Origin of the sequence: Streptomyces sp. NBC_01012 (assembly GCF_045162755.1) — a bacterium.
Taxonomy (GTDB): domain Bacteria; phylum Actinomycetota; class Actinomycetes; order Streptomycetales; family Streptomycetaceae; genus Streptomyces.
In genome coordinates, this window is sequence record NZ_CP108688.1 from 2,884,404 (window position 1) to 2,906,960 (window position 22,557).

General features: G+C 72.2%; 19 protein-coding genes. 8 read left to right on the forward strand and 11 right to left on the reverse strand.

The features are described from left to right. Positions 1–60: 60 nt before the first annotated feature. Complete coding sequence (locus OG623_RS12715; protein WP_406146411.1) at positions 61–1,275, reverse strand: amidohydrolase; 1,215 nt, start codon at positions 1,273–1,275, stop codon at positions 61–63. A 349-nt stretch (positions 1,276–1,624) separates the two neighbouring features. On the opposite strand from OG623_RS12715, the gene OG623_RS12720 reads away from it, so the two are divergent. From OG623_RS12720 to OG623_RS12735, 4 genes are all read left to right on the forward strand, one after another. Further along, on the forward strand, positions 1,625–2,050 hold the full coding sequence (locus OG623_RS12720) for a hypothetical protein (protein ID WP_406146413.1): 426 nt from the start codon (positions 1,625–1,627) through the stop codon (positions 2,048–2,050). Between the two features lie 4 nt (positions 2,051–2,054). Continuing rightward, positions 2,055–2,690 carry a TetR/AcrR family transcriptional regulator gene (locus tag OG623_RS12725; RefSeq protein ID WP_406146415.1) on the forward strand — a complete coding sequence of 212 codons (636 nt, stop codon included), beginning with the start codon at positions 2,055–2,057 and terminating at the stop codon, positions 2,688–2,690. A 68-nt stretch (positions 2,691–2,758) separates the two neighbouring features. Beyond that, entirely contained in the window at positions 2,759–3,367 is a 609-nt protein-coding gene (locus OG623_RS12730; RefSeq protein ID WP_406151801.1) for a hypothetical protein, read from the forward strand. 84 nt (positions 3,368–3,451) lie between these two features. Then, positions 3,452–5,173 (forward strand): serine/threonine-protein kinase, encoded by a 1,722-nt coding sequence (locus tag OG623_RS12735; RefSeq protein WP_406151802.1) that lies wholly within the window; start codon positions 3,452–3,454, stop codon positions 5,171–5,173. An 84-nt stretch (positions 5,174–5,257) separates the two neighbouring features. Here OG623_RS12735 and OG623_RS12740 read toward each other — a convergent pair whose 3' ends face one another. Genes OG623_RS12740 through OG623_RS12755 form a run of 4 tightly spaced genes read right to left on the reverse strand, consistent with a single transcriptional unit; the run spans position 5,258 to position 9,935 of the window. Next, entirely contained in the window at positions 5,258–6,301 is a 1,044-nt protein-coding gene (locus tag OG623_RS12740) for a hypothetical protein (protein ID WP_406146416.1), read from the reverse strand. Between the two features lie 11 nt (positions 6,302–6,312). Further along, the gene (locus OG623_RS12745; RefSeq protein WP_406146418.1) at positions 6,313–7,248 is read right to left on the reverse strand and encodes an N-acetylneuraminate synthase family protein; all 936 of its coding nucleotides are present in this window, start codon (positions 7,246–7,248) and stop codon (positions 6,313–6,315) included. A gap of 12 nt (positions 7,249–7,260) precedes the next feature. Further along, positions 7,261–8,499 carry a cytidylyltransferase domain-containing protein gene (locus tag OG623_RS12750; RefSeq protein WP_406146420.1) on the reverse strand — a complete coding sequence of 413 codons (1,239 nt, stop codon included), beginning with the start codon at positions 8,497–8,499 and terminating at the stop codon, positions 7,261–7,263. Between the two features lie 20 nt (positions 8,500–8,519). Next, entirely contained in the window at positions 8,520–9,935 is a 1,416-nt protein-coding gene (locus OG623_RS12755) for a DUF6716 putative glycosyltransferase (RefSeq protein WP_406146421.1), read from the reverse strand. Positions 9,936–10,143: 208 nt separating this feature from the next. Here OG623_RS12755 and OG623_RS12760 point away from each other — a divergent pair, with 208 nt between their 5' ends. Both OG623_RS12760 and OG623_RS12765 read left to right on the forward strand, forming a co-directional pair. Then, a complete protein-coding gene (locus OG623_RS12760) occupies positions 10,144–11,127 on the forward strand; it encodes a glycosyltransferase family 2 protein (RefSeq protein WP_406146423.1) in 984 nt (327 codons plus the stop codon). Then, on the forward strand, positions 11,124–12,524 hold the full coding sequence (locus OG623_RS12765) for a hypothetical protein (protein WP_406146425.1): 1,401 nt from the start codon (positions 11,124–11,126) through the stop codon (positions 12,522–12,524). The genes OG623_RS12760 and OG623_RS12765 overlap by 4 nt, the downstream gene beginning before the upstream one ends. A gap of 12 nt (positions 12,525–12,536) precedes the next feature. On the opposite strand, the gene OG623_RS12770 is transcribed toward OG623_RS12765, so the two are convergent. The 6 genes from OG623_RS12770 to OG623_RS12795 all read right to left on the reverse strand — a co-directional run bounded on the left by OG623_RS12770 (position 12,537) and on the right by OG623_RS12795 (position 20,578). Beyond that, a complete protein-coding gene (locus tag OG623_RS12770) occupies positions 12,537–13,637 on the reverse strand; it encodes an acyltransferase (RefSeq protein ID WP_406146427.1) in 1,101 nt (366 codons plus the stop codon). Between the two features lie 50 nt (positions 13,638–13,687). Next, the gene (locus OG623_RS12775; RefSeq protein ID WP_406146429.1) at positions 13,688–16,102 is read right to left on the reverse strand and encodes a polysaccharide pyruvyl transferase family protein; all 2,415 of its coding nucleotides are present in this window, start codon (positions 16,100–16,102) and stop codon (positions 13,688–13,690) included. Then, entirely contained in the window at positions 16,099–17,382 is a 1,284-nt protein-coding gene (locus OG623_RS12780) for a hypothetical protein (RefSeq protein ID WP_406146431.1), read from the reverse strand. Before OG623_RS12780 ends, OG623_RS12775 begins: the two co-directional genes overlap by 4 nt. Positions 17,383–17,439: 57 nt before the next feature. Beyond that, positions 17,440–18,786 carry a polysialyltransferase family glycosyltransferase gene (locus tag OG623_RS12785; protein WP_406146432.1) on the reverse strand — a complete coding sequence of 449 codons (1,347 nt, stop codon included), beginning with the start codon at positions 18,784–18,786 and terminating at the stop codon, positions 17,440–17,442. 3 nt (positions 18,787–18,789) lie between these two features. Continuing rightward, a complete protein-coding gene (locus OG623_RS12790) occupies positions 18,790–19,755 on the reverse strand; it encodes a glycosyltransferase family 2 protein (protein WP_406146434.1) in 966 nt (321 codons plus the stop codon). 184 nt (positions 19,756–19,939) lie between these two features. Further along, positions 19,940–20,578 (reverse strand): TetR/AcrR family transcriptional regulator C-terminal domain-containing protein, encoded by a 639-nt coding sequence (locus OG623_RS12795; protein ID WP_406146435.1) that lies wholly within the window; start codon positions 20,576–20,578, stop codon positions 19,940–19,942. A gap of 44 nt (positions 20,579–20,622) precedes the next feature. Between OG623_RS12795 and OG623_RS12800 the strand changes: the two genes are divergently transcribed. Together OG623_RS12800 and OG623_RS12805 are read left to right on the forward strand one after the other, a co-directional pair. Further along, positions 20,623–22,047, forward strand: a complete 1,425-nt coding sequence (locus tag OG623_RS12800) for an FAD-dependent monooxygenase (RefSeq protein ID WP_406146436.1) — start codon at positions 20,623–20,625, stop codon at positions 22,045–22,047. A gap of 18 nt (positions 22,048–22,065) precedes the next feature. Continuing rightward, a complete protein-coding gene (locus OG623_RS12805; RefSeq protein WP_406146438.1) occupies positions 22,066–22,524 on the forward strand; it encodes a MarR family winged helix-turn-helix transcriptional regulator in 459 nt (152 codons plus the stop codon). Positions 22,525–22,557 lie beyond the last annotated feature (33 nt).

The following is a 22,557-nucleotide window of genomic DNA, read 5'->3' on the forward strand; positions in this document are numbered from 1 at the left end:
GACCAGCAAGTAACAACGGGGGCGGCGCCGCACATCCGGCGCCTCCCCCGCCGGCCACGCTCAGGCGTCCAGCAGCGCGGCGGCCGTGAAGAGTTCGACCCCGACGGTGATCGCTTCCTCGTCCACGTCGAAGTTGCCCCGGTGCAGGTCAAGTCCACGGGTGTCACCCGGCGTACGTACGCCGAGCCTCGCCATGGCGCCGGGGATCTTCTCCAGATACCAGGAGAAGTCCTCGCCGCCCAGGCTCTGCTCCGTGTCCTCGATCGCATACGACCCGCGGCGGATGGTCATCGCGGCGTCGAGGAGGCCGATCGTCTCGGCCTCGTTCACCACGGGCGGCACCCCGCGTACGTAGTCGATCACCGTCTTGGCCCGGTGGATTCCGGCCACCTCGTCGATCGCCGCGTGCACCAGGTCGGGCGCCTGACGCCAGCTCTCCAGATCGAGGCAGCGGATGGTGCCGGACAGCTCGGCATGCTGCGGGATGACGTTCGGCGCGTGGCCCGTCTGGAGGCGACCCCAGGTCAGGGCGAGGCCCGCGCGTGCGTCGACGCGGCGGGCGAGCAGCGCGGGCACGTCGGTGGCCACCCGGGCGGCGGCGGTGACCAGATCGGTGGTGAGGTGCGGGCGGGCGGTGTGCCCGCCGGGGCCGTCGAGCGACACCTCCAGCCGGTCGCAGGCCGAAGTGATCGCCCCGATACGGAGCCCGACTCTGCCCACGTCCACCTTCGGGTCGCAGTGCACCCCGATGATCCGCCCCACGCCCTCCAGCACCCCGGCCGCGACCACGTCGGACGCGCCGCCGGGGAGCACCTCCTCGGCGGGCTGGAACAGCAGCCGCACCGGGCGGGGCAGCTGCCCCTGCCGGTCCAGATCGCTCAGCACGAGCCCGGCACCCAGGACACAGCTGGTGTGCACGTCGTGCCCGCAGGCGTGGGCGCGGTCGGGCACGGTGGACCGGTAGGAGACGCCCGCCTTGGTGTCCGGGATCGGCAGCGCGTCGATGTCGCCCCGCAACGCCAGCATCGGCGTCACGCCGTCCCACTCCCCCACGTCACAGACGAGCCCCGTGCCACCGGGCAGCACCTGCGGCTCAAGACCGGCCTTCTCCAGCCTGGCCTTGATGGCCGCGGTGGTACGGAACTCCTGGTTACCGAGCTCGGGGTGCATGTGCAGATCACGGCGGAAGGCGATGAGCTCGGCACGCAGGTCGTCGGACAGGGTGCCGGGCAGGACGGCTTCGGCGTGGGGCGCACGGGACTTCAACTGGTTCACCCAGTCAAGGGTAGGCCCCTGGCACCTACAACTGGCCACAGATCAACAAAAGTTCAGCCGCTCAGCGCAACAAAAATCGGCGGCGCGGGGTGTGACGACCGGTTGCGGCGGGTATGCTCCGCCGACTCAAGCGCGACGCGAGGCAACGCGAGGCCGCAACGGCCCCGAGCGTGAAGCCCGGACAGCGGAGATCAAGCCCCGAGCACCGAGCGCCGAGGTAATCGATCCTCTTCCTATTGACTACGCGGTCAACAGGAGGAGTACTGTTGACCGCATGGTCAATAACCGGGAAGAAGCAAGAAGGGACAAGACCGGGGAACCCGTACCGACACGATCGGCCCTGCCAGCGGTGTCACCGTCACTCACAGGGGCGAAGCGGCTGGTGGCCGGCTACGTGGTGGTGGTCCTGGGCACCCTGGCGGCGCTGGCGGTCCTGGCCGTGGTGACACCGCGTCTGGCGACCTCGGAGGCATGGGGCCACACCGTGATCGTCGCCGTGTTCGCGGTCGTACTGCCCCTGCGGACGCGTGCCGCGCTCAGAGGGAGCCCATCGGGCCTCCGCGCACTCACCGTCATCGGATGCGTCCTCCTGGTCGTGAACCTCGTCGAGGCCGCGCTGCCGGGCGCCTTTCCCGTATGGATGCGCGTGGAGATGCTCGTCATCGCCGCGATGATGCTGGCCCTGGCGGTCCTGTCCGCCCGAGCTCAACGGAGCCGGGGGCGGAACCGGAGCCGTCGGCCGGTCGCCGCGGAGGGAACGGACAGTCCACAGTGAACGTATGACTCCTGCGTCCTCACCCACCACGAAACCCGGTACGCGACGGCAGCGGCTCGACGAGAGTCAACGCCGGGCACAGATCATGACCGCGGCCGTGGAGGAACTCGCCGACTGCGGTTACGGCGGCCTGTCGTTGACCCGCGTCGCCGAACGGGCCCGCGTTTCCAAGGGCCTGGTCTGGCACTACTTCGCCGACAAGGACGACCTGTTGGAGTCCACGGCCAAGGCGACGATGACCACCATCCGCGACCGGATCGCAGACTCGCTCGACCTGACCGACCCCGTCCCGGACATCATTCGCTCAGCCCTGCGCGGCGTCGCGTCCTTGAGCGTCACCCACCGGAGGGAACTCACCGCGCTCGACCACATCGTCCACAACCTGCGGAATCCCGACGGCACTCCGCGCCTGACACTCGAGGTCTACGAGGAGACCTACCAGGCGCAGGAGACACTGTTCCGGCGCGGCCAGGCCGAGGGCAGTCTCCGCGACTTCGACACCCGCGTCATGGCCATCACCTACCAAGGCGCGATCGACATGATGCTCGGATACATCGGAACCGGCCGCTCCCACATCGACGCCGACGACTACGCCGAGAAGCTCGCAGACATCCTGCTCGCCGGAATCCAACGCAACTGAACCGCCCCCCAACCCCCCGGGGCGAGTCACAGGGGAGGTTACGGACAAGCGATCCGGCGTTTTGTCCGATATCAACGTCCGTAACCCCCACCCCACCGGGGCCCGCATCCGTATTCGCGGACCGCGTCGGTACGGAGTCGGTGATCGAGCAGCTCGAAGAGCGGGCGTCTGCGGCCGAGGGCAAGATCGAGCTTCTCGGCGGGCTCCTGCGGCAGCTCCGAGGTGACATGGCCGAGGAGGAGTTCCTCCTCGGCGGCGAGCGGATCGGGCCGTATCTGACCTGCCTGCGCGGCTGGGCCGACCGGGTGGCGGTCGCCGAGATCGACCGGCACCCCGTCGCCGCCGATCCACGGCTGTGGAGTACGGACCGGCTCCACACCAGCTCCCTCGGCCACCAGCGGATCGCCGCTGCCATCGCCCAGGCCGTCCAGCTGCCCGGAAGCGACGACGCCTGGACGCTTCCCCTGCCGGCGCAGGAGCTTCCTTCGCGGCTGCAGGCCGCGGGGGCCGAGGTGCGCTGGGCCGCCGCCTTCCTCGGTCCCTGGCTCGGGCGTCGACTGCGCGGGCGGTCATCCGGCGACGGCCGTGCCGCGAAGCGCCCCCTGCTCCAGCCCCTGGACGCTGCGCCCGGCTCCCCTTCCGGTGACGGGGCGGCGGCGAGGCGACGGCCCGCATAGGCTGCGGTCGTTGGCCAATGCATGACCGTGGGGGGTTACGGGCTGATGAGCCATGCGATGGATGCCAAGGGTGCCAAGGGTGCGATGGGTGCCTTCGAGCCGCTTCAAGCCGATGACCCGGCGCTGGTGGGGGGTTATCGGATCGCGGCGCGGCTGGGCGCCGGTGGGATGGGGCGGGTGTATCTGTCGCACACCCAGGGTGGGCGGCCCGTCGCGCTCAAGGTCGTACGCCCCGAACTGGCCGATGACCCCGGCTTCCGGCGACGGTTCGGCCGGGAGATCAAGGCGGCCCGGCGGGTGCGGGGGGCGTACACCGCCGAGTTGATCGACGCCGACGCGGAAGGCGTACCACCGTGGCTGGCCACGCTGTACGTGCCGGGGCCTTCGCTGACGGAGGCGGTGACCCGGCAGGGGCCGCTGCCGGTGGCCGCGGTGCTGTGGCTGATGGCGGGGGTGGCCGAGGCGTTGCAGGCCATCCACGCGGAGGGCATCGTGCACCGGGACCTGAAGCCGTCGAACGTATTGCTGGCCGCCGACGGCCCACGGGTGATCGACTTCGGTATCGCGCTGGCCGCCGACGGCACCTCGTACACGGCGACCGAGGGCACGATCGGTACGCCTCCGTTCATGGCCCCCGAACAGGCGTCCGGGGGTGACGTCACGGCCGCCACCGACGTCTTCGCACTCGGCCAGACGGCGGCGTTCGCCGCGCTGGGCAGGCCGCTGTACGGCGAGGGTCCGGCTGTCAGCGTGCTGTACCGGATCGTGCATTCCGAGCCCGAACTGTCCCTGCTGCCCGCGTCGTTGCGCCCGCTGTTCGCCCGATGCCTGGCCGCCGATCCGGCGGATCGGGCCACGCCCGCCGAGGTCGTGGAGTGGTGCCGGCAGCGGCTGGGGGCGGATGCGGACGCCGACGCGGGTGGCGGGCCCGCCGTGTGGCGGGAGGTCGCCGGGCCGGAGCCTGTGGTTCCGGCACCGGTGGCCGAGCCGACCCCGGCCTACCCGCAGCCCCCGATACCCCCGGTGCCCACGCCCACCGTCCCGGGATTCCCGCAGCCGCCGGTGCCCGCGCCGGAACCGCGCAAGACCCGCAGGCGGCGCACCGCGCTGATCGCTGCGGCCGGGGTGACGGGAGGGGCGCTGATGGTGGTCGCGCTGGCCTGGACGCTCATGGACGCGGCGGACCGGTTCGGCGACCGGGGCGCCGGCTCCGGCAGCAGGGCGTCCACGTCCGCGTCCGCATCCGCATCCGGGGCGGACGCCGGAACGGCGGTGGACCCGTCGGAATCCGTCCCCGGACTCGCCACCGGATCCCCCGCGGATGCCTCGGCCGGAGCGGACGGCACGGCGGGCGCGGACGGCACGGCGGGCGCGGGCGGCACGGCGGGCGCGGGCGGGGGCGGTGGGGGCGCGGCCCGGGATCCGCGGCCGGAGGACTTCTCCCAGGTGTGGCTGGACGCGAAGAACTCGCTCAGCCTGGCGGAATCCGAGCCACAGCTGAAGAGCCGTAAGGGGGACATCCGCTTCGGCTGCGAGTCGAGCGGCTGCGAACTGAAGGGCGAGCAGACCGTGTTCGTCCAGATGTTCGGATCACACGGCACCACCCTCGCCGCGTGCCGTCTCATGCTCAAGGACGCCACGAGCCACCGATGGCCACTGGCCTCGACGGCGGCCGGCTCCGAGATCTGTATGAAGGACGCCGAGGGCAACATCGGGCTGTACGTGATCCAGACGAAGTCGACCGCGATGCCCGAGAGCGCCTTCCTCCTCGCAGACCTGACCGTCTGGCGCAACGCCGACCGGTAAGGATTTCGTGGTCGCCCCCCGAGGGGTTCACCCTCCCGGCCCGGTGACCCCTCCCCGCCCGCTTCGCGGGACCAGCACCCCGCATCAGCTCTCCGGGACCGCCGCGGCCCTCCAAGGTGCCAGCCGCTGTACGTCCTTGGCCGTCTCGGTCACGCCGCTCAGGAAGCCCTGGGCGCGTGGCGACGCCGTCTCGCGGAGCCACTCCGGCTCTATGTTGCACACCGCGACCTTCACGCCCGTGCCCGCCAGGGCCAGCGGGAGGGTGTGGACCACGGTGGAGGGGAAGCTCAGGACCGTGTGGCCGATGGGGCCTCTGCGGGCGATGAGTTCCAGGGGGAGGTCCGGGCGGACTATCTCCAGGCCGGTGGCGGCTTCCAGGGCGTGGAGCTTGTCCGCGGTCTCCCTGCGGTGGGCGAAGTACCGCGTCGCGCCGTGGGTGCGAGCCAGTGTGGTCACCGCCTCCTCGTACGGGGCCGGGTCGACCACGCCCGTCTCCACCAGGGAGGTGCCGACCAGGTCGGCGCCCTTGGTGATGAGGGGCGGTCCGAAGCGCTCCCGGGTCCAGGCGAAGGTGTTCGCCGTGACCTCGACACCGTCGGGGGCCTCCACCGGCATCGCGGTGAACACCTCGACCGTGCGGGAGGCCGAGGGGGTGAAGCTACGGCGGGCCGCGGTGGTGACCGGGGCCAGGAGCAGCTCGCGGGGGCCCGTGCTGCCCCTGCGATGCCAGCGCACCAGGCGTTCCCCGCGCGCCAGTTGGGCGATGAACTCCATGGTGGCCGTGCCGTCGTCGACGACCGTGATCCGGCGGACGCGGACCAGGGTGAGGAGCAGTTGCACGTAGCGGGAGAAGGGGTCGCCGATGACTATGCGGTCGGCCTTGCGGATCAGGCCGGTCAGCGCCCGCAGGGCCTTCAGAGGCGCGCCGGTCTCCCCGCGCGCCTCCTGCCAGCGGACGGTGATGCCCTCGTCGCGGGCCAGCTCCGCCATCCTGCGCAGCTGTCCGCGCGACATCGGGTCGACCGGGGGGAGGACGACGACGGTGGTGGTGTCGGGTCCTCCCCGGGTGTGGGTCCACTCCAGGACGTTCAGGAGCTGGACCGGGCTCTCGACGAAGGCGAGGTTCACCGGTCGGCCCGTCAGACCGCGACCGGCTCGGCGGCCGGCGCGTTCTCGGACTCGGCGACGACACCCGCGACCCGGCGGAGCTTCTTCATCGGGCCGAGCTCCGACTCGTAGACCTTCTTGACGCCGTCACCGAGCGACGCCTCGATGGTGCGGATGTCGCGGACGAGGCGCGTGAGGCCCTGCGGCTCGACGGAGGCCGCCTGGTCGGAGCCCCACATGGCGCGGTCCAGGGTGATGTGGCGCTCGACGAACGTGGCGCCGAGCGCGACGGCGGCGAGGGTCGTCTGGAGGCCCGTCTCATGGCCGCTGTAGCCGATCGGGACGTTCGGGTACTCCTGCTGGAGGGTGTTGATGACCCGCAGGTTGAGCTCCTCGGCCTTCGCCGGGTACGTCGAAGTGGCGTGGCAGAGCAGGATGTTGTCGCTGCCGAGCACCTCGACCGCGTGCCGGATCTGCTTCGGCGTCGACATGCCGGTGGAGAGGATGACGGTGCGTCCTGTGGCGCGCACGGTGCGGAGCAGCTCGTCGTCCGTGAGCGAGGCGGAGGCGATCTTGTAGGCGGGGACGTCGAACTTCTCCAGAAAGGCGACGGCCTCGTTGTCCCACGGGGAGGCGAACCAGTCGATACCGCGCTTGGCACAGTGCTCGGCGATGGCGGTGTACTCGGCCTCGCCGAACTCGACGCGGTGGCGGTAGTCGATGTACGTCATCCGGCCCCAGGGGGTGTCGCGCTCGATGTCCCACTGGTCGCGCGGGGTGCAGATCTCCGGGGTGCGCTTCTGGAACTTGACGGCGTCGCAGCCGGCTTCGGCGGCCACGTCGATCAGGGCGAGGGCGTTTTCGAGGTCACCGTTGTGGTTGATGCCGATCTCACCGGTGACGTAGACGGGGTGGCCGGGACCTGCGGTGCGGGTGCCGAAGGTGCGCAGGCGGGAGGAGTCGCTCATGGTGGTGCTTCCTTACGTGGTGGGGACGTCGGGGGTTGCGGTGGAGAGGGTGGGGCCCAGGAGCCAGGCCGCGATCTCGCGGATGGCGCCGGAGCCGCCGGGGTGGGTGGTCACGGTGCGCGCGGCGGCGCGTACCGAGTCGTGGGCGCTCGCCACGGCGACGGGCCAGCCCGCCAGGCCGAAGCACGCCAGGTCGTTGACGTCGTTGCCGACGTAGAGCACGCGGTCGGGAGCGATGGACTGCTCCTCGCACCACTGCTTGAGCGCCAGGTCCTTGCGGTCGATGCCGTGCAGGACGGGGACCTGGAGTTTGCGTGCGCGGGCGGCGACGACCGGGTTCTGTTCCGTGGAGAGGATCAGGACCGGCAGGCCGGACCTGCGCAGGGCGGCGACGCCGAGGCCGTCACCCCGGTGCACGGAGACGATCTCGCGTCCGTCGGAGTCGATGAGGACACGGTCGTCGGTCTGCGTGCCGTCGAAGTCGAGGACGACGGCGTCGACATCCGCCCTGGTGGGGTACGGGGAGGGGTCGAGGAGCGGCGCGAGTGCGCGGGCGCGGGCCAGGTCGTGCGGGTCGTCGATCTCCAGGACCCGGGCGGGGTCGGTGGGGACGAGCGCGGTGTGGCCGAAGAAGCGGTGACGGTGGGTGCGGAAGCCCTCGACGTCCATGGCGTAGGCGGCGCCGGTCTCCAGGTAGTCCTGGGGTCGGTCCTGCCTGCGGGGGCGTACGGCCTTGTCGTGGTTGACGCCGTACGTGTCGTCCTCGACCGCGCTGCCGTCGCGCCACACGAAACCGTGGAAGGGGGCCACGGTGACCGCGGTGTCGGCACCTTCGCGGCTGACCGCGGTGGCGACGCCGTCGATGTCCTCGCGGGTGATGAAGGGGCTGGTGCACTGGACCAGGAGCACCACGTCGGCCTTCCGGCCCTGCGCCGTCGTCTCGTAGGTGTGCAGGGCGTGCAGGACCGCGTCCTCGCTGGTGGCGGTGTCGCCGGCGATGGCGGCGGGGCGCTGCACGCAGTGCAGCCTGGACTCCTCCCCCAGTGCCTCGGCGGCGGAGCGGGCCGCGGCGCCGATGGCCGGGTCGTCGGTGGTGACGACGACGTCCGTGACCTCGGGCGAGGCGAGGCAGGCGCGGACGGCGCGGGCGACGAGGGGTACGCCGCCGACCTGGGCGAGGTTCTTCGCGGGCACGCCCTTGGATCCGCCGCGGGCGGGGATCACGGCGAGCACGGTGGAGGGCGGGGTCATGGTTGCTCCTGAATCGGTGGTCACAGCTCGCCCATCCGCCGGATCACGGGGGCGACCCGCTGGACGCCGTGGCGGTAGGCGCCGCGCGCCGCGTTGCGTACGGTCTCGCGGACCGCGCCCCGGACCCGGCCCGTCTCCTTGGGGGTGGCGGCACCCGGCAGCGGGTGGCCGTCGGGGCCCAGGTGGTGGCGGGCGAGGATGCCGGGGAGGTATCCGGGCGCGGTGGCGGGTGTGTAGTAGGGGGCGAGGCGGGGAAGCGGCCCGGCGTCGAGCAGTGCGGCGACCCGGGCGCGTGCGGTGTCGTAGGCCGCGGAGTACGTTCCGTCGGCGGCGACGCCCTGGCCGGCGACCCAGGCCTCGTCGGGATCGGGGCGGCGGCCGCCGTCGAGGTGGTCCCAGGACGTGATCAGCCCGGAGCCGATGAAGTGGTGGTTGCCGAGGGCCTCGCGGACGCCGAGGTCGGAGAGGATCGCGGTCGGGATCCGCCGGTGCAGGGACTCGAGCGCGGCGGTCGACGAAACGGTGACCAGCAGGTCGGTGCGGTCGAGTACCTCGCCCATGTGCCCGTACACGAGGTGGAAGTTGGGCGGCAGCCCGCCGGGGAGCCGCTCGGCGAGCTTCTGGTAGGGCAGCTCCTCGATGTGCGTGGTGTGCTCGCCCGGCTTGGAGCGCAGCTTCAGCAGCACCTCGCGGGAGGGGTGCAGCCTGGCGTGCTCGACGAGCCTGCGCAGCAGGTACGTGCGCTCGGCGCGGGACGCCGGCACGGACGGCTGGGCGGCGAACACGACGGTGTCGCGGCCTTCCTCGGCCCGGTGCGGTTCCCCGCCGAGGAACGGCAGGGCCGCCTCGGTGACGGAGGAGGCGTCGGCGCCGACCCCTTCGTAGACGGCGCGGAAACGCGCGGCGTCATGGCGGGAGTTGGCGAGGACGATGTCCGCGCCGTGGCGCAGCAGGAGTCCGTCGGCGAGCTTCTCGTAGACGACGCCGACATAGCCGGTGACGACGACGGGCCTGCGGGGCAGGTCGAGGGCGGCCAGGCCGTGCAGCATGGCCTGGACCGCGCCGCCGACGAGGGCGAGTACGACGATGTCGGGCTGCTCGTCCCGCACCGTGTGCAGGAATTCGATTGCCGTCACCTCGCGCACCCGGTCGGCGTCCACCCCGACCTCGCCGACCTCGGCGAGCTGGCGGGGCGTGGGGGTGGCCCGGCCGCGCAGCAGCAGCCCGCTGATCTCGACGGGGCGCCCGGCCGCGCCGGTCTCCGGGGTCCCGGTCTCCGGGGCTCCGGTCTCCTCGGCTCCGGAGAGGCGGCGCGCGGTGAGCGCGCCCCATTTCCACCGGGTGTCGGAGTCGGCGAGCACGACTGTGCGGAGGGCCGCACGGTCGGCTGCGGGGGTGGCGGCGGGAGCAGCCGCGTCATCGGTACGAGGGGGCACGTCGTAAAAGTTAGGAAGCCATTTCGATCCGCGGCCGAACGTGGTGGCAACAGATGGTTAACAGCCGGTCGACGCTTGGGGATTCCGCTCGGGAAAGGGGCGAATCGCGCCCGCATGCGGGCGGGTTCACTTTTCCGCCCCCTGCCGTTCACTTTCCGTACGGACGGGGGTCAAGGCAAAGGCCGGGGTCACCCCTAGCGTGATGCGGGTGGTTAAGCTCTCCGTCATCGTGCCGTTCTACAACGTCCAGGCATACGCGCCCGACACCCTCAGAAGCCTGCGGTCCAATACCCGCGAGGACTTCGAATTCATCCTTGTCGACGACTGCTCGACCGACGGGACGGCGGATCTCCTGCGCCGGGCCCAGGACGGCATCGAGGGAGTGGTGGTGCACCGGCACGAGCGCAACGCCGGTCTCGCCACCGCCCGCAACACCGGTCTGGACGCGGCACGCGGCGAGTACATCGCCTTCCTGGACGGCGACGACTGGCTCGCACCCGGTCACTACACCCGGCTGCTCGCCCGGATCGAGGCCCTGGGCTGCGCGTTCGTACGCACGGACCATGTCCAGGTCACCGGCACGTCCCGCACGGTGCGCCGGGTCCAGCACGGGCTGCGCGACGTGGTGAGCGACCCCAGGGACGCGATCCTGCCCGTCGGCCGGACCACCTCGGTGGACTACGCGTACGCCTGGGCGGGGCTCTACCACCGCAGCCTGCTGGACCGGGGGCTCCTGCACTTCACCGACGGGCTGCGCACGGCCGAGGACCGGCCGTGGATCTGGCGGCTGCACCGGGAGGCGGAATCCTTCGCCGTCCTGGGAACGCTGAGCCATTTCTACCGGCGGGGCGTCGCATCGTCCCTCACCAGGATCGGCGACGAACGCCAGCTCGATTTTATTCGGGCGTACGACCAGGTGCTGGCCGATACCGCGACCGACCGGGACGCGGAAGTCCTGTTGCCAAAAGCCGTGCGGACCTATTGCGCCGTTATTTCCCATCACATCGGGTCCATGGAGAAATTCGAGCCGCCCGTGGCCCGGAGCCTGAAATCGCTCGCATCGGCGGCGCTCAGGAACATGCCGGGGCGCGTGCTCGACGACGTACTGGACTCCATGGACACCGAACGGGCGACCGTGCTGCGCAGGCTGCGCCGCCGGCCCGCCGTCACCGAGAAAGCGGCTGCCGCGTGACCGTACAGATCTTTGTCGCCTCCGGATTCCGGGGCCTGGCCGTGCTCGCCGCGGCACTCGATGCGGGCTTCTTCGGGCCCGAGGACTCCGGCGCGAAAGAGGACTCCGGCGCGTCCGGGCGTCGCGTCCTGGTGCTCTCCGACACCACGGCGATTCCCGAGGCGGCGGCGCCGTTCGAGGCGTTGCCCGGATTCGCGGGGCTGCGGGACCGGTTCGACGAGGTGCGCTCGTGGAACGACGCGGTCTTCCCGCTGCACCCGGGCGCCTGGACACCCCGCCCCGACGACGTGCCCCTGTGGGAGCGCCATCTGCGGCGCGCGTGGGGCCTCGGCGACGAGGAGGTCGAGCTGGTCGTCGAGACCCCGCACACCGGCCCCGCCCAGGCCGTCGCCCAGATCTTCACCGGCGGACCGGTGAGCGTGTACACGGACGGGCTGACCGGCTACGGCCCGACCGCGGAGAAGATCCCGCCGCTGATCGGCACCCGGGTCGGGCAGCTGATCCACCCGGACCTGCTGCCCGGCCTGGCACCGCTGCTGCTGGGCGAATTCGACGCCGTACCGCGCCCGCTGCCCGCTCCGGCCCTGCTGAGGGTCTTCGGTGAGCTGGCGGCTGCCGCACCGGAACACCCGGCTCCGCAGGGGGCCGCACTGCTGCTGCTCTCCGACGCCGGGACGCTTCCCGCGGCCGACGGGACGGAGCTGCACCTGCGGATGATCCGCGGCACGGCCGCCCTGGGTCACACGCACCTCGTGCTCCGGCCCGACCCCGGCTCCCCCGAGCCCGCCCTTCCTGCCCTGCGGGCGGAGGCCGTACGCCTCGGTGTCGAGCTGACCGTGGCGGACGCCGGGCTGCCCGGCAGCCAGGTCATCGCCGAGGTCCTCTTCGAGCGGCTGCGCCCGGCGCTCGTCGTCGGCTCCTGCTCGACGGCGCTGCTCACCGCCGCCGCGTACTACGGGCTGCCGGTGGCCAGGGCCGGGACCGGGACGCTCCTGGAGCGCCTCTCGCCCTACGAGAACCCGGCGCGGATCCCCGTCACGATCGTCGACGCCCTGCTGCCCGACCTGGCCGACCTGCCCGACCTGTCCGACCTGGCCGATCGCGCCGCCGTGACCGACCACGCACCGCTGACCGAGGACTCGGTGGCCGACGCACTCGGCGGTCTGCTGCCGGCGGTCGCCTTCGCCATGCAGCCACGGGTACGCCCCGACCTGCGGCCGGCCGCCGAGCGCTATCTGTCGACCCGTCTGAACGCCAGTACCTGGCGCTACTTCAAGCGCCGCCGCCTCGGCTCCCTGGCCCTGCCCGGCGTCGTCCCCGCGCGCCTGGCCTTCGTACGCCGGAACGCCACACTGCGCCGGATCGCACGCCGGGCGCGGACGCTGAAGCGCCGCTGATCCCCGGTCTGTTCAGCCCAGCAGCCGCTTCAGCCCCAGACGGTCCCAGAGGAGCGCCGCACCGAAGGACAGCGCGACCGTTGCGGCGCTGACGCCGATGACCAGGGCCGCGGCCACCGGCAGCGAGAGGCCCGGGTCGACCAGTGCGTCGGTGAGGGTCTCCTGCACCAGTACGTGGATCATGTAGGCGCCGAACGCGGCGCCCGCCAGGCGCGTCAGCACCGGACGCAGGCGCTCGGGGATCCGCACCCGGTGCAGGGAGACCAGCACACCCGCGCTGAACAGGGCGACCAGGATGTTCGCGTTCGGGATCGCGTAGTGCACCCCGTGCTGATAGGCGACGACACCGGCCAGGAGCACACCGGCCGGGAGCAGCCACCACAGGTTCCGCCTGCCGAACGCCCCGGCGGGGCGCGCGTAGAGCAGGGCGCCCATGGCCGCGTAGACCAGCTGGTACGGGACGAAGCTCCACCCGAAGCGCGGCAGGTCGTGCCCCGTGATCTGGGCGATGTCGCCGAACAGGGTCGGGGCCGCCGCGACGACGAGCAGGGCGGTGCCCAGGCCCCAGGGCCGCTTGCCCGACTTCACCAGGGTGGCGAACGCCAGGACGATGATCACGGGGACATAGGCGTAGAGGTACCAGAGGTGGTACGCCGGGCGCACCGAGGCGAACAGCGCGTCGAGGGCGAGCCTGCTCGCGGGTCCGTCGTTGGTGTCGCGCAGCCGGCCCCAGGCGATGTAGAGCAGCGTCCATACGCCGAGCGGCACGACGATCCGTACGATCCGCTGCCACAGCTGTCGGCCGTCACGGACCGGGGCGCCGACGAGTACGGCCCATCCGGCGATCGTGAAGTACAGCGGCACGGCGAAGCGGCCGATCGAGTCCGCCACCAGACCCACCCAGTAGACGCCGGGGCCGTTCGAGGCCTCGCGTCCCGCCGCGGTCAGCAGGGCGCCGCCCGTGTGGCTGAGGATCACACCGCTGGAACAGATCAGCCGGATCAGGTCGATGTCGTACCGGTGTTCGCGGCGCGGGCGGGGTTCGGGGGCCGGGTCGGGGGACTGCACGGGGGCGGGTGAACCGGCCGGGTAAACAGAGGAAGACATAGTCATCGCAGGCTAGAAGCGGGCGGTGGGCGGGTGAACTCCGGTCGGGTGAACAGTCACTTCGTCCGGGTGTCGGGCAGGTGAAGTCCCCGTGCCGGCTGGGCGGTTCTGGGGCCCGGGACGTGCGGGACCGGCAGGCCGAAGATGTCCTGGAGCTCGGTGAGGTTGGCGCGGGTGACCGACCACAGGCGCTCCTGCCGGCCGTGCACATCGGCCACGGCGGCCCGGTGGTCGTCCAGCACGGCCGCGGCACGCTCGGCGAGGCGGGCGCCCAGTGCCCTGTCGTGGACGGACACGCCCCAGTCGGGGCGGTCGATGTCCGAGAGGAAGTAGGCGAGTTTGGGGTGCGAGACCAGGCTGATGATGGGCGTGCCGCAGCCGAAGGGGATCATTCCCGCGTGCCCGCGCATCCCGATCACCAGGCGCGTACGCCGGTAGAGCTCACGGATGCGGTCGTTGCTGAACAGGTACAGCGGCTCCACCGGGAGCGCGATGCCGTGTTCCCTGCGCAGGTCGTGCACGAACTTCTCGTCGGCCGGCATATGTGCGGCGTAACGCACGTCGGCCCGCTTGCCGATGTCGCGTACGGCGGCGGCCGTCTCGGCCAGGAAGTGGCCGTAGTCGTGGCCGAAGCGGAGACCGGCGCGGTCGTAGGCGCAGTTGATCAGCACGGTGTCGTCCCGGTCGTCGCCGCTGCTGCCGCTGCCGCTGCCGTCGCCGTCGCCGTCGCCGTCGCCGTCGCCGTCCAGGGTGGGGTCGAGGTGGCGGGCCACGGTGGTGGGGCAGGGCTGGTAGCGCACCCGCTCGCGCAGCTCCTCGGGCAGGAGTTCCCTGACCCGGTCCACCGAACCCTGGTTGCGCAGCCCGAAGAAGGACGACTTCCCGACCAGGGCGCGCAGGCTCGCCGCGAAGCGTTCCCGGCGGTAGAGCTGGCCGTCGAAGACGTTGTAGCCGACCGCGAAGACGGCGAGCGGCGCGGTGATCCGGGCCAGGACGTCGTCGGCGATGTTCCACTGCCAGCCGCTGTTGCTGTTGGGCGCCGTGTCCGGGAGGAAGAGGCCGCCACCGCCGACGACGATGCCGCGCCTGGCGTTCAGCTCCTCCAGGCCGGGTTCGTCGACCAGCAGATGCACGGACCGCTCGTGCCAGCGGGCCGGTCCCGTGTCGGATCCGAAGCACTGGCGCACGGCTTCGGGGAGCACCTTGTCGCCCGCGTTCTCCTGCCCGTCGGCGAACAGGGCGACATGGGCGAGCTGTTCCGCGGCGGGTGCCGGTTCCCCAGCCGGTTCCGCCTGCACAAGACTGTTCGTACGGGCGTACCAGGCGCGGCAGTTGCCGTCGGTGGCGTCGGCGTCGAGGCCTTCCAGGGCGTACGCCCGCGCCTGTGAGGTCCGGCCGAGCAGCCAGGCGAGCCGGGCCAGCTGGCCGTAGGCGCGGGCCGCGAAGTCCGGTGACACGGTGGCCAGGAGGAGGTGCGTCTCGGCCTCCTCGTAGCGGGACAGGGCCATCAGGCTGATGCCCAGCGTCTCGTGGCAGCGCGGCACGTCAGGGCGGTCCGCCACGGCGGCGGTCAGCAGGGTGACGGCCTCGTCGTAGCGGCCCTGCTGCCGGTACACCTCCGCGACCTGCCGGACCAGATCCACCGGCGCACGCCCCCCTTCGGGCAGCGGCAGGGCGCAGTGCAGGAGCAGCTCGGGGTGTTTGGGGCCCCGCAGGGCGCAATAGGCGGCGCGGAACGCCGTGTCGTCCAGTTCGAAGCGCTCACGCGCCTCGCGCGCCGGAGCGCCGGGGTCGAGATGCTCGGCGAAGTGCAGGACGACGGTGCTGTCCGGTACGGGGGTGTCGTCGTACAGCCGGCCGGCCGGGAAGTCGTAGCGGGTGCCGAGCGGTTCCAGGATTCCCGCATCGGCCAGCGCACGGTCGACCGCGTCCTCGCCGCCTTCGGCCAGCGCGTCCAGCACGGCGTCCGTCACGTCCTGGCGCTGGATGACCAGCAGCCCGCCGTCGCGCACGGTCCGTCCGCCGCCGGGTCCTGGCCGCGGCACGGCGGCCACCCCGGTGCGCAGGGCCAGCAGCGGCTGGAGGGAGCCGAGGACGACCATGCCGGGGCCGAGCGCGATGACGGTGTCGTAGCCGGTCGCCCGGAAGACGTCGAGGCGGCTGTCCGCGATACGCGGGACGAGGCGCGGGTGCAGCCGGCGGGCGGCGTCGAGCGCGGAGTCCGGAAGTCCCGGGTGCAGGAGGAGGAAGTCCTCGCAGACGGCGGGGTCGGCGAGCGCGAGGCTGCGCAGCAGCACCAGGAGGCCGGGCATCCTCTCCTCGTCGGCGTACGCGGCGAACGCGATCCTCCGCTTGCCGGTGACGGCGCGACGGTCGTCGGCGGCGAGGTCCGGACCCGTGGGGCCTGTCCGGCCGTGGTGGGCGTCGGGCCCTGGGCGTCTGTCGTCGGTGGGCTCGGCAGAGGGGTTCATCGCAGTGCGGTCCTCATCTCGGTCTCGTCCTCGTGTGTCGCGCGGGCCGTGACCCAGTCCCGCTCGCGCGGCAGCAGCTGACCCGGCAGTCCGAAGCCGATGAGGTCAAGGCGGTCGGCGGTGTCCAGGAAGTCCAGGAGCCTGACGACGGTGAACGCGGTGCCGGTCCTCGGACCCCAGCCGTCCTCGCCGAGCAGCGCCGGATCGTCCAGGGGGTGCCGCAGCGAGGCGTCGCCGATGTGGTCCTGCGCGCCGGTGACCAGGCGGGAGCGCAGCGAACGGCGCCAGTGCGACAGGGAGTCGGCGAAGACCAGCCGGGTGCCGGTGCGCCGGTCCCAGGAGGGGCCCGTCCAGGGCGTGTCACCGCGCAGGGTGACCGCGTGCACGTCGGTGCGCGGGGCGGCGGCCGGGAGGGAGTCGCAGCGCACCACCAGGTCGTATCCGTCGATCAGCTTGCCGAGCCTGCTGCCGGGTTCCCGTTCCTCGTCGGCGATCCTTGCCGCACCGGAGACCAGGCAGACGGAACGGCCGTCGACCAGGCGGCGCAGGGCGCCGACCCCGAGGGGCTCGGCGCCACCGAGCAGGGGGTCGGCCATCCTGCCCCGGTCCAGGAGCCGGCGGTGGGCGGCGTACAGGGCGGTGAGGCGACGGACCTCGGGGTCCGCCGTGCCGCCGCCCTCGGCGGTCCGGCGGCGTACGGTCTCGGCGAAGTCGGTACGGGCCTGCCCGGCGGGGGCGTTGTGCAGGGCACGCAGCCGGGTGCCGTCCTCGCCGGGGAGCAGGGCGGCGGCCTCGTCCAGGCAGGCGCGCTGTTCTTCGAGGGTGGTGATGCGGCGCGCGATGTCCTCGGCCGCCGCCGGGTTCTGCTGGAGTTCCAGATGGCGTTCGAAGGCCTGCGCCGCTTCGTCGCGGCGGCCCAGTGCGTCGAGGGCCCCGCCGCGCAGCCGCCAGGCGCCCTTGGACCTGGGCCGCAGCTCGGTCGCCTCCATGGCGATGCCCAGGGCCAGGCGCGTCTCCGCGTCCCCTTCCGCTTCCAGGGCGCGCTGCCCGGTGCGGAGCAGGGCGTCGAACAGGCCCTCCGTGCCGGTCGCCGTGGTGAGGCTCCCTATGGCGGCGACGAGCCGGGTCTGCCGGGCGTCGCCCAGGGGGCCGCTCCCGGTGAGGCCCGCGAGGTAGTCGCCGCACAGGCGCAGGGCGGCCGTGGGGCCCGGTTGTGCGGTGCCGCCCTGCCCGGTTCTCGCCCGGACTGCCTTGAGCAGCCCCGTGAAGGTCTGGCCCATGCTCGTTCCGCCGTTCTGTGATCAGTGGCCGCCGGGGCGCGCGCCCCGGCTCGGGGGTCAGAGGCCCAGGCTGCTGCGGGTGCGCCGCACGGTGCGGCGCAGCCGGATCGCCGCTCCTCGCGGGCCGGCGCCGGGCAGGGTGAGCTTCTGCAGGCGACGCCGCTTGAAGTAGTGCTGGGTGGTGGTGCCGAGGTGGTCGCGCAGCCAGGACTCGGCCTCGGCGCGCAGCGTGGGGTGGAGCCCGGACTGCATGCAGTAGCCGACCGTCCTGACCAGCGGCGCGAGGGATTCCGGTGCCGTGGAGGGGAGTTCGGGCACGGGCTCGCCCGCCTGCTCGTCCAGGTCGGGCACGAGGTGGTCGACGATGGTGAGCGGGATGCGGTTGCTGTTCTCGTACGGAGTGATGCGGTCCAGGACGAGGCGGGTGCCGACCCTGGCCACCGGGATGCCGTAGTACACGGCGGCGGTGAACATCGCGGTCGAGAAGCAGCCGACGACGAGCGTGGGCGCGCACCGCTCGTAGAGCGTCTCCGCCAACAGCGGGCTGTCCAGCGTGGTGAGCCGCACCCCGAGGGCGCTCGCCGCGTCGTCCAGCGCCCGGGAGTAGCGGGCCGGCGCGGTGGGGTGGGGCTTGAAGAGGACGGAGGTGTGGCCGGCCCGCGCCGCACCGCGCAGCATGCGCAGGTGCAGGTCCTCCTCCTCCTCGGCCGTGAGGATGTTCAGCGCGGCGAGGTACTGGCCGAGCAGTACGGCCGTGGGGGCGCCGGCCTCCGCATCGGCGAGCTTCCGGTCGCCGTCCGCCGCCGCCGCGATCTCACCGAGCACCTTGCGGAAGGCGTCGTCCGGGACGATCTCGGGCTCGACGCCTGACTCGGCGAGGAGCAGCGGGCGCAGTCCGGGTACGAGGTCGAGGTGGAGCACCCGCTGGACGCGGCAGGCGATGGACCGTGGCACCTTGTTGCGGGTCGGGCCGTAGCTCATCAGGCCGTCCGCGTAGACGTGGACGGCACTCTCGGAGAAGATCGCGGCCAGCGCGCGGGCGGGGTTGACCTGGATGGACTCGACGGCGAGGTCGACGGGCGCTTCGGGGGCGATGTCCCAGGCGAGCCGGAAGGCGCGCTGCCAGAGTTCGGTCTCCTCGGCGCGCGGGCCCCAGCCGCTGGGGTGGTGCGGGCTGATGGCTTCGTTCCAGTCGACGACCGTGTCGAAGCGGGCGGCGATGTCCCCGTAGCCGCGCATCTCGTCGAGCCTGAGGGCGGTTTCGGGGACCGCCGCGTTGTTGGAGACGAGCAGGATGCGGTGGCTGTCCTGCCCGGGTCCGAAGCAGCCGGCGTCCAGCGCCGCCGCGAGCGTGGCGGCGCCGTACAGGGTCGAGACCTGGAAGATCTGGGTGCGCGTGGGCATGGGTCAGGCGGCCTTCTGCTTGTCACGCAGGCGGTTGAGCAGAGTGCTGCGCCTGGTGTCCATCATCGTCAGGGTGTGGTCGAGCACCTGCTGCGGCATACGGTGCAGCGCGGCTGCCGACTCCTGGCGCAGACGCCGGAACGTCGCGGGTTCGTAGGCGTCGGCCTTCTCGTTGTGGAAGGCGATCATCGCGCAGTAGGTGCGGACCGCCTTGGGGAGGAGGAGCTCCGCGTCCGGGTCCTCGCGGATCTCGTCGATCACCGCGTCGTAGGCGGGGAAGAAGTCCAGCTGGCGGGAGTCCTTGATCTGCGTCAGGGACGTGGTGACACCCCGGCGGTAGAAGACCCCGTACAGACTCAGCGCCGCGCAGGTGCGGGCCCGCAGGTGCAGCTGCCAGACCCACAGCCGGTCCTCGGCGGTGCGCAGCCGGGTGGTGAAGCGGTGGCCGCCGTCCTCGAAGAGCCGCCGGTGGTAGACGCCCGCCCAGACGAAGGGGTAGTCGACCAGGGTCTCCCACTCGGGGGACGCGATGCCCTCGCGCGGGTCGAGCACGGTGTCACGGAGCCGGGCGGGGGCGCGCCGGACGACCCGGCTGGTCCCGGTCGCCTGGACGTGGTCGGTGCGGGCGAAGTCGCAGTCGAGCTCGGCGGCGGCGTGCAGCAGCCGCTCCAGGTGGCCGGGGGCGTACCAGTCGTCGCCGTCGAGGAAGGTGACGAAGTCACCCCGGGCCGCGTCGATGCCGCTGTTGCGGGCCGCGGCGATGCCCACGTTCTTCTCGTGCCGGATGACCTCGGCGTGCGGGAGTCTGTCGGCCCAGCGGTCGACGATGGCCGGGGTGTCGTCCGTGGAGCAGTCGTCGACCAGCAGGAACTCGATGTCCGGGCCCGCGTTGCGGGCAAGGCTGCCCAGGGTCGTGTCGGCGTAGGCGCCGACATTGTGGAACGGAACGACAACGGACAGTTTCGGCACGCGGGCCCTCGCCTTCGATCTTGGTCCGCACACGCTACGGACGTGGATGAAGGAGTGGGTGTCTCCCGGCCCGACGAACGGTGAACTCTGGGCGTCGCCCGGGTGACCCGCGCCGGTCGGGACACCGGGGGGCAGGGCCGGGCGCCGCACCGTGCTGCCGCACGCCGTGCTGCTTCACGCCGTGCTACTTCACGCCGTACCGCGCCTCGACTCCCGCGACGACGATCCACAGCCCGTCCTCGAAGCGTTCGTCGTAGTGGGCGAAGATCTCGGCCCCGGCCGCCGCCGCGAGCGGATAGCGCTCCAGGCGTCCGGCCCGCTCCTCGATGTCGTACCCTTCCCGCCGCTCGTCGGGCATGGGCCGGACACCCTGCTCCTCGGTGACGAAGCCCATCGTGTACGCGTTGGCGGTGGTGCCCGCCCGCACGGCCTGCCACAGCTCGAAGCCCGCGTCGACCATGGTGCGCAGGTGCGCCTCCAGGCCGTCGGCGTACTCGGTGCCGGTGAACTTCGCGCCGCTGTAGACCCTGGCGCCGTCGCGGTAGCGCAGCAGCTCCGCGCGCACGACGCTCTGGTACGCGACCATCTGCCGCTGCCAGGTGTGGGACGTGGGGCCCGGCAGCCCACCCTCCAGCATCCGGCGGTGCATCACCGTCGCCATCTCGTCGAGCAGTGCCTGTTTGTCCTTGAAGTGCCAGTAGAGCGCGGGCGCCTTGACGTCCAGCTCCTTGGCGATGGCGCGCAGGCTCAGCCCGTCGAGGCCCACCTCGTTCAGCAGGCTCAGCGCGGTGTCGGCGACACGCGCCCGGTCGATCTTCGTCATACCCACCTTGACAATTTAACAGCGTTAAGCGCACACTCCCAACCATGGAACTTAACAGCGTTAAGGAAACTCAGGTCCTGGTCGCCGGCGCGGGCCCCAGCGGTCTCGCGCTGGCCTGCGATCTCGCCCGGCGCGGGGTGCGCGTGCTCCTCGTCGAGCGGGCACCCGCGCTCTTCCCCGGCTCGCGCGGCAAGGGCATCCAGCCGCGCACCAGGGAGGTGCTCGACGACCTCGGGGTGGGCGACGCCGTACGGGAGCACGGCGGGGCCGCCCCCGTCGGGCTGGCCTGGAAGGACGGTGAGCGCCAGAGCGAGTACGAGATGTTCCGCCGCGCGGCGCCCACCGAGGCGGAGCCGTACGGCGAGCCCTGGCTGATGCCGCAGTGGCGGACCCAGGAGATCCTGCTCGCCCGGCTGCGCGAGCTGGGCGGTGACGTCCTGTTCTCCGCCGCGCTCACGGGCCTGTCGCAGGACGCCGACGGGGTCACCGCACAGCTCACCACCGGCGAGGTCCGCGCCTCCTACCTGGTCGCGGCCGACGGCGGACGCTCCACCGTCAGGCGGGCGCTCGGCATCACGATGGAGGGCGAGACCGTCGACCCCTCGTCCAATCTGGTGGCCGACGTACGCCTGGCGGAGGGGGCACTCGACCGGGACAACTGGCACGGCTTCCTGAGCGACACGGGCATCGCCGCACTGTGCCCACTGCCCGGCACCCCGGACTTCCAGCTGTTCGCCCAGTTCAAGGAGGGGGAGCCCGACACCTCGCCGGAGGGCGTACGGGCGCTCGTCGCGGCCCGCACCCATCTGCGCGCCGACGACGTCACCGAGGTGGGCTGGGCCTCGGACTTCCGCCCGCGCGCCGCACTGGCCGACCGCTTCCGCTCGGGCCGGGTCTTCCTCGCGGGCGACGCGGCGCACATCCACTCCCCGGCCGGCGGCCAGGGCCTGAACACGAGCGTCCAGGACGCCTACAACCTCGGCTGGAAGCTCGGCCAGGTACTGCTGCACGGCGCGCCCGCCGGCCTGCTGGAGACCTACGAGCAGGAGCGCCGCCCGATCGCCGCCGAGATGCTGGGCCTGTCGACCCGGATCCACCGGGGCGAGCAGGAACGCGGTGCCGCGGCCCAGCAGTTGGGCCTGGGCTACCGCGAAGGCCCGCTGGCATCCGGCAGGGCAGGGCTCCTGGAGGCCGGCGACCGCGCGCCGGACGGTCCCGCGGGCGACGGCAGGCGGCTCTTCGACGTCTACCGGGGGCCGCACTTCACGCTGCTCGCGGTCGGCACGGACACCGCACTGCCCACGCACGACGGACCGCTGCTGCGGACCTTCCGCACGGAGGCGGTCGAGACCTACGGCAAGGGCCTCTTCCTGATCCGGCCCGACGGCTACATCGGCTGGGCGGGCGAGAACACCGAAGGGCTCGCCGCATACGCCGCACGGCTCGGCCTTGACCTCAACCTTGCTTGAGGTCCTACGGTCCAGGACATGGACTACTCACACGACGACGCAGGACTGGCACGGCAGCCCATCGGCTACTGGAGCTGGGCCGCCCACGAAGCGACCGTGACCCACATCAGGGCCGCACTGGCCGAACACGGCCTGACCCAGCCCCCCTGGTGGGTCCTCAACCAGCTCATCGAGGCGGACGAACGGGGCCGTCCGCGCGCCGAAGTGGTCGCGATGCTCCGCGGCTATCTGAACGTCGGCGACGCACTGGAGCCCGAGATCGACGCCCTCATCGCGCAGGGCCTGGTCACCGAGGACCCCACCGCCCGCCTGCGACTGACCGCCGAGGGACACGCACTGCGCGCCAGGGCGTTCGAACGCGTCAGCAGGGCGAGCGGCGAGATCCACGCCGGCATCCCGGACGAGGAGTTCGTCGCCGCGCTCAAGGTCCTCCAGCGGATGATCCACAACGTGGGCGGCAAGGCCTGGCACCACTGACCGGCACCCCTGGTCGGCACAGCTGACCGGCCG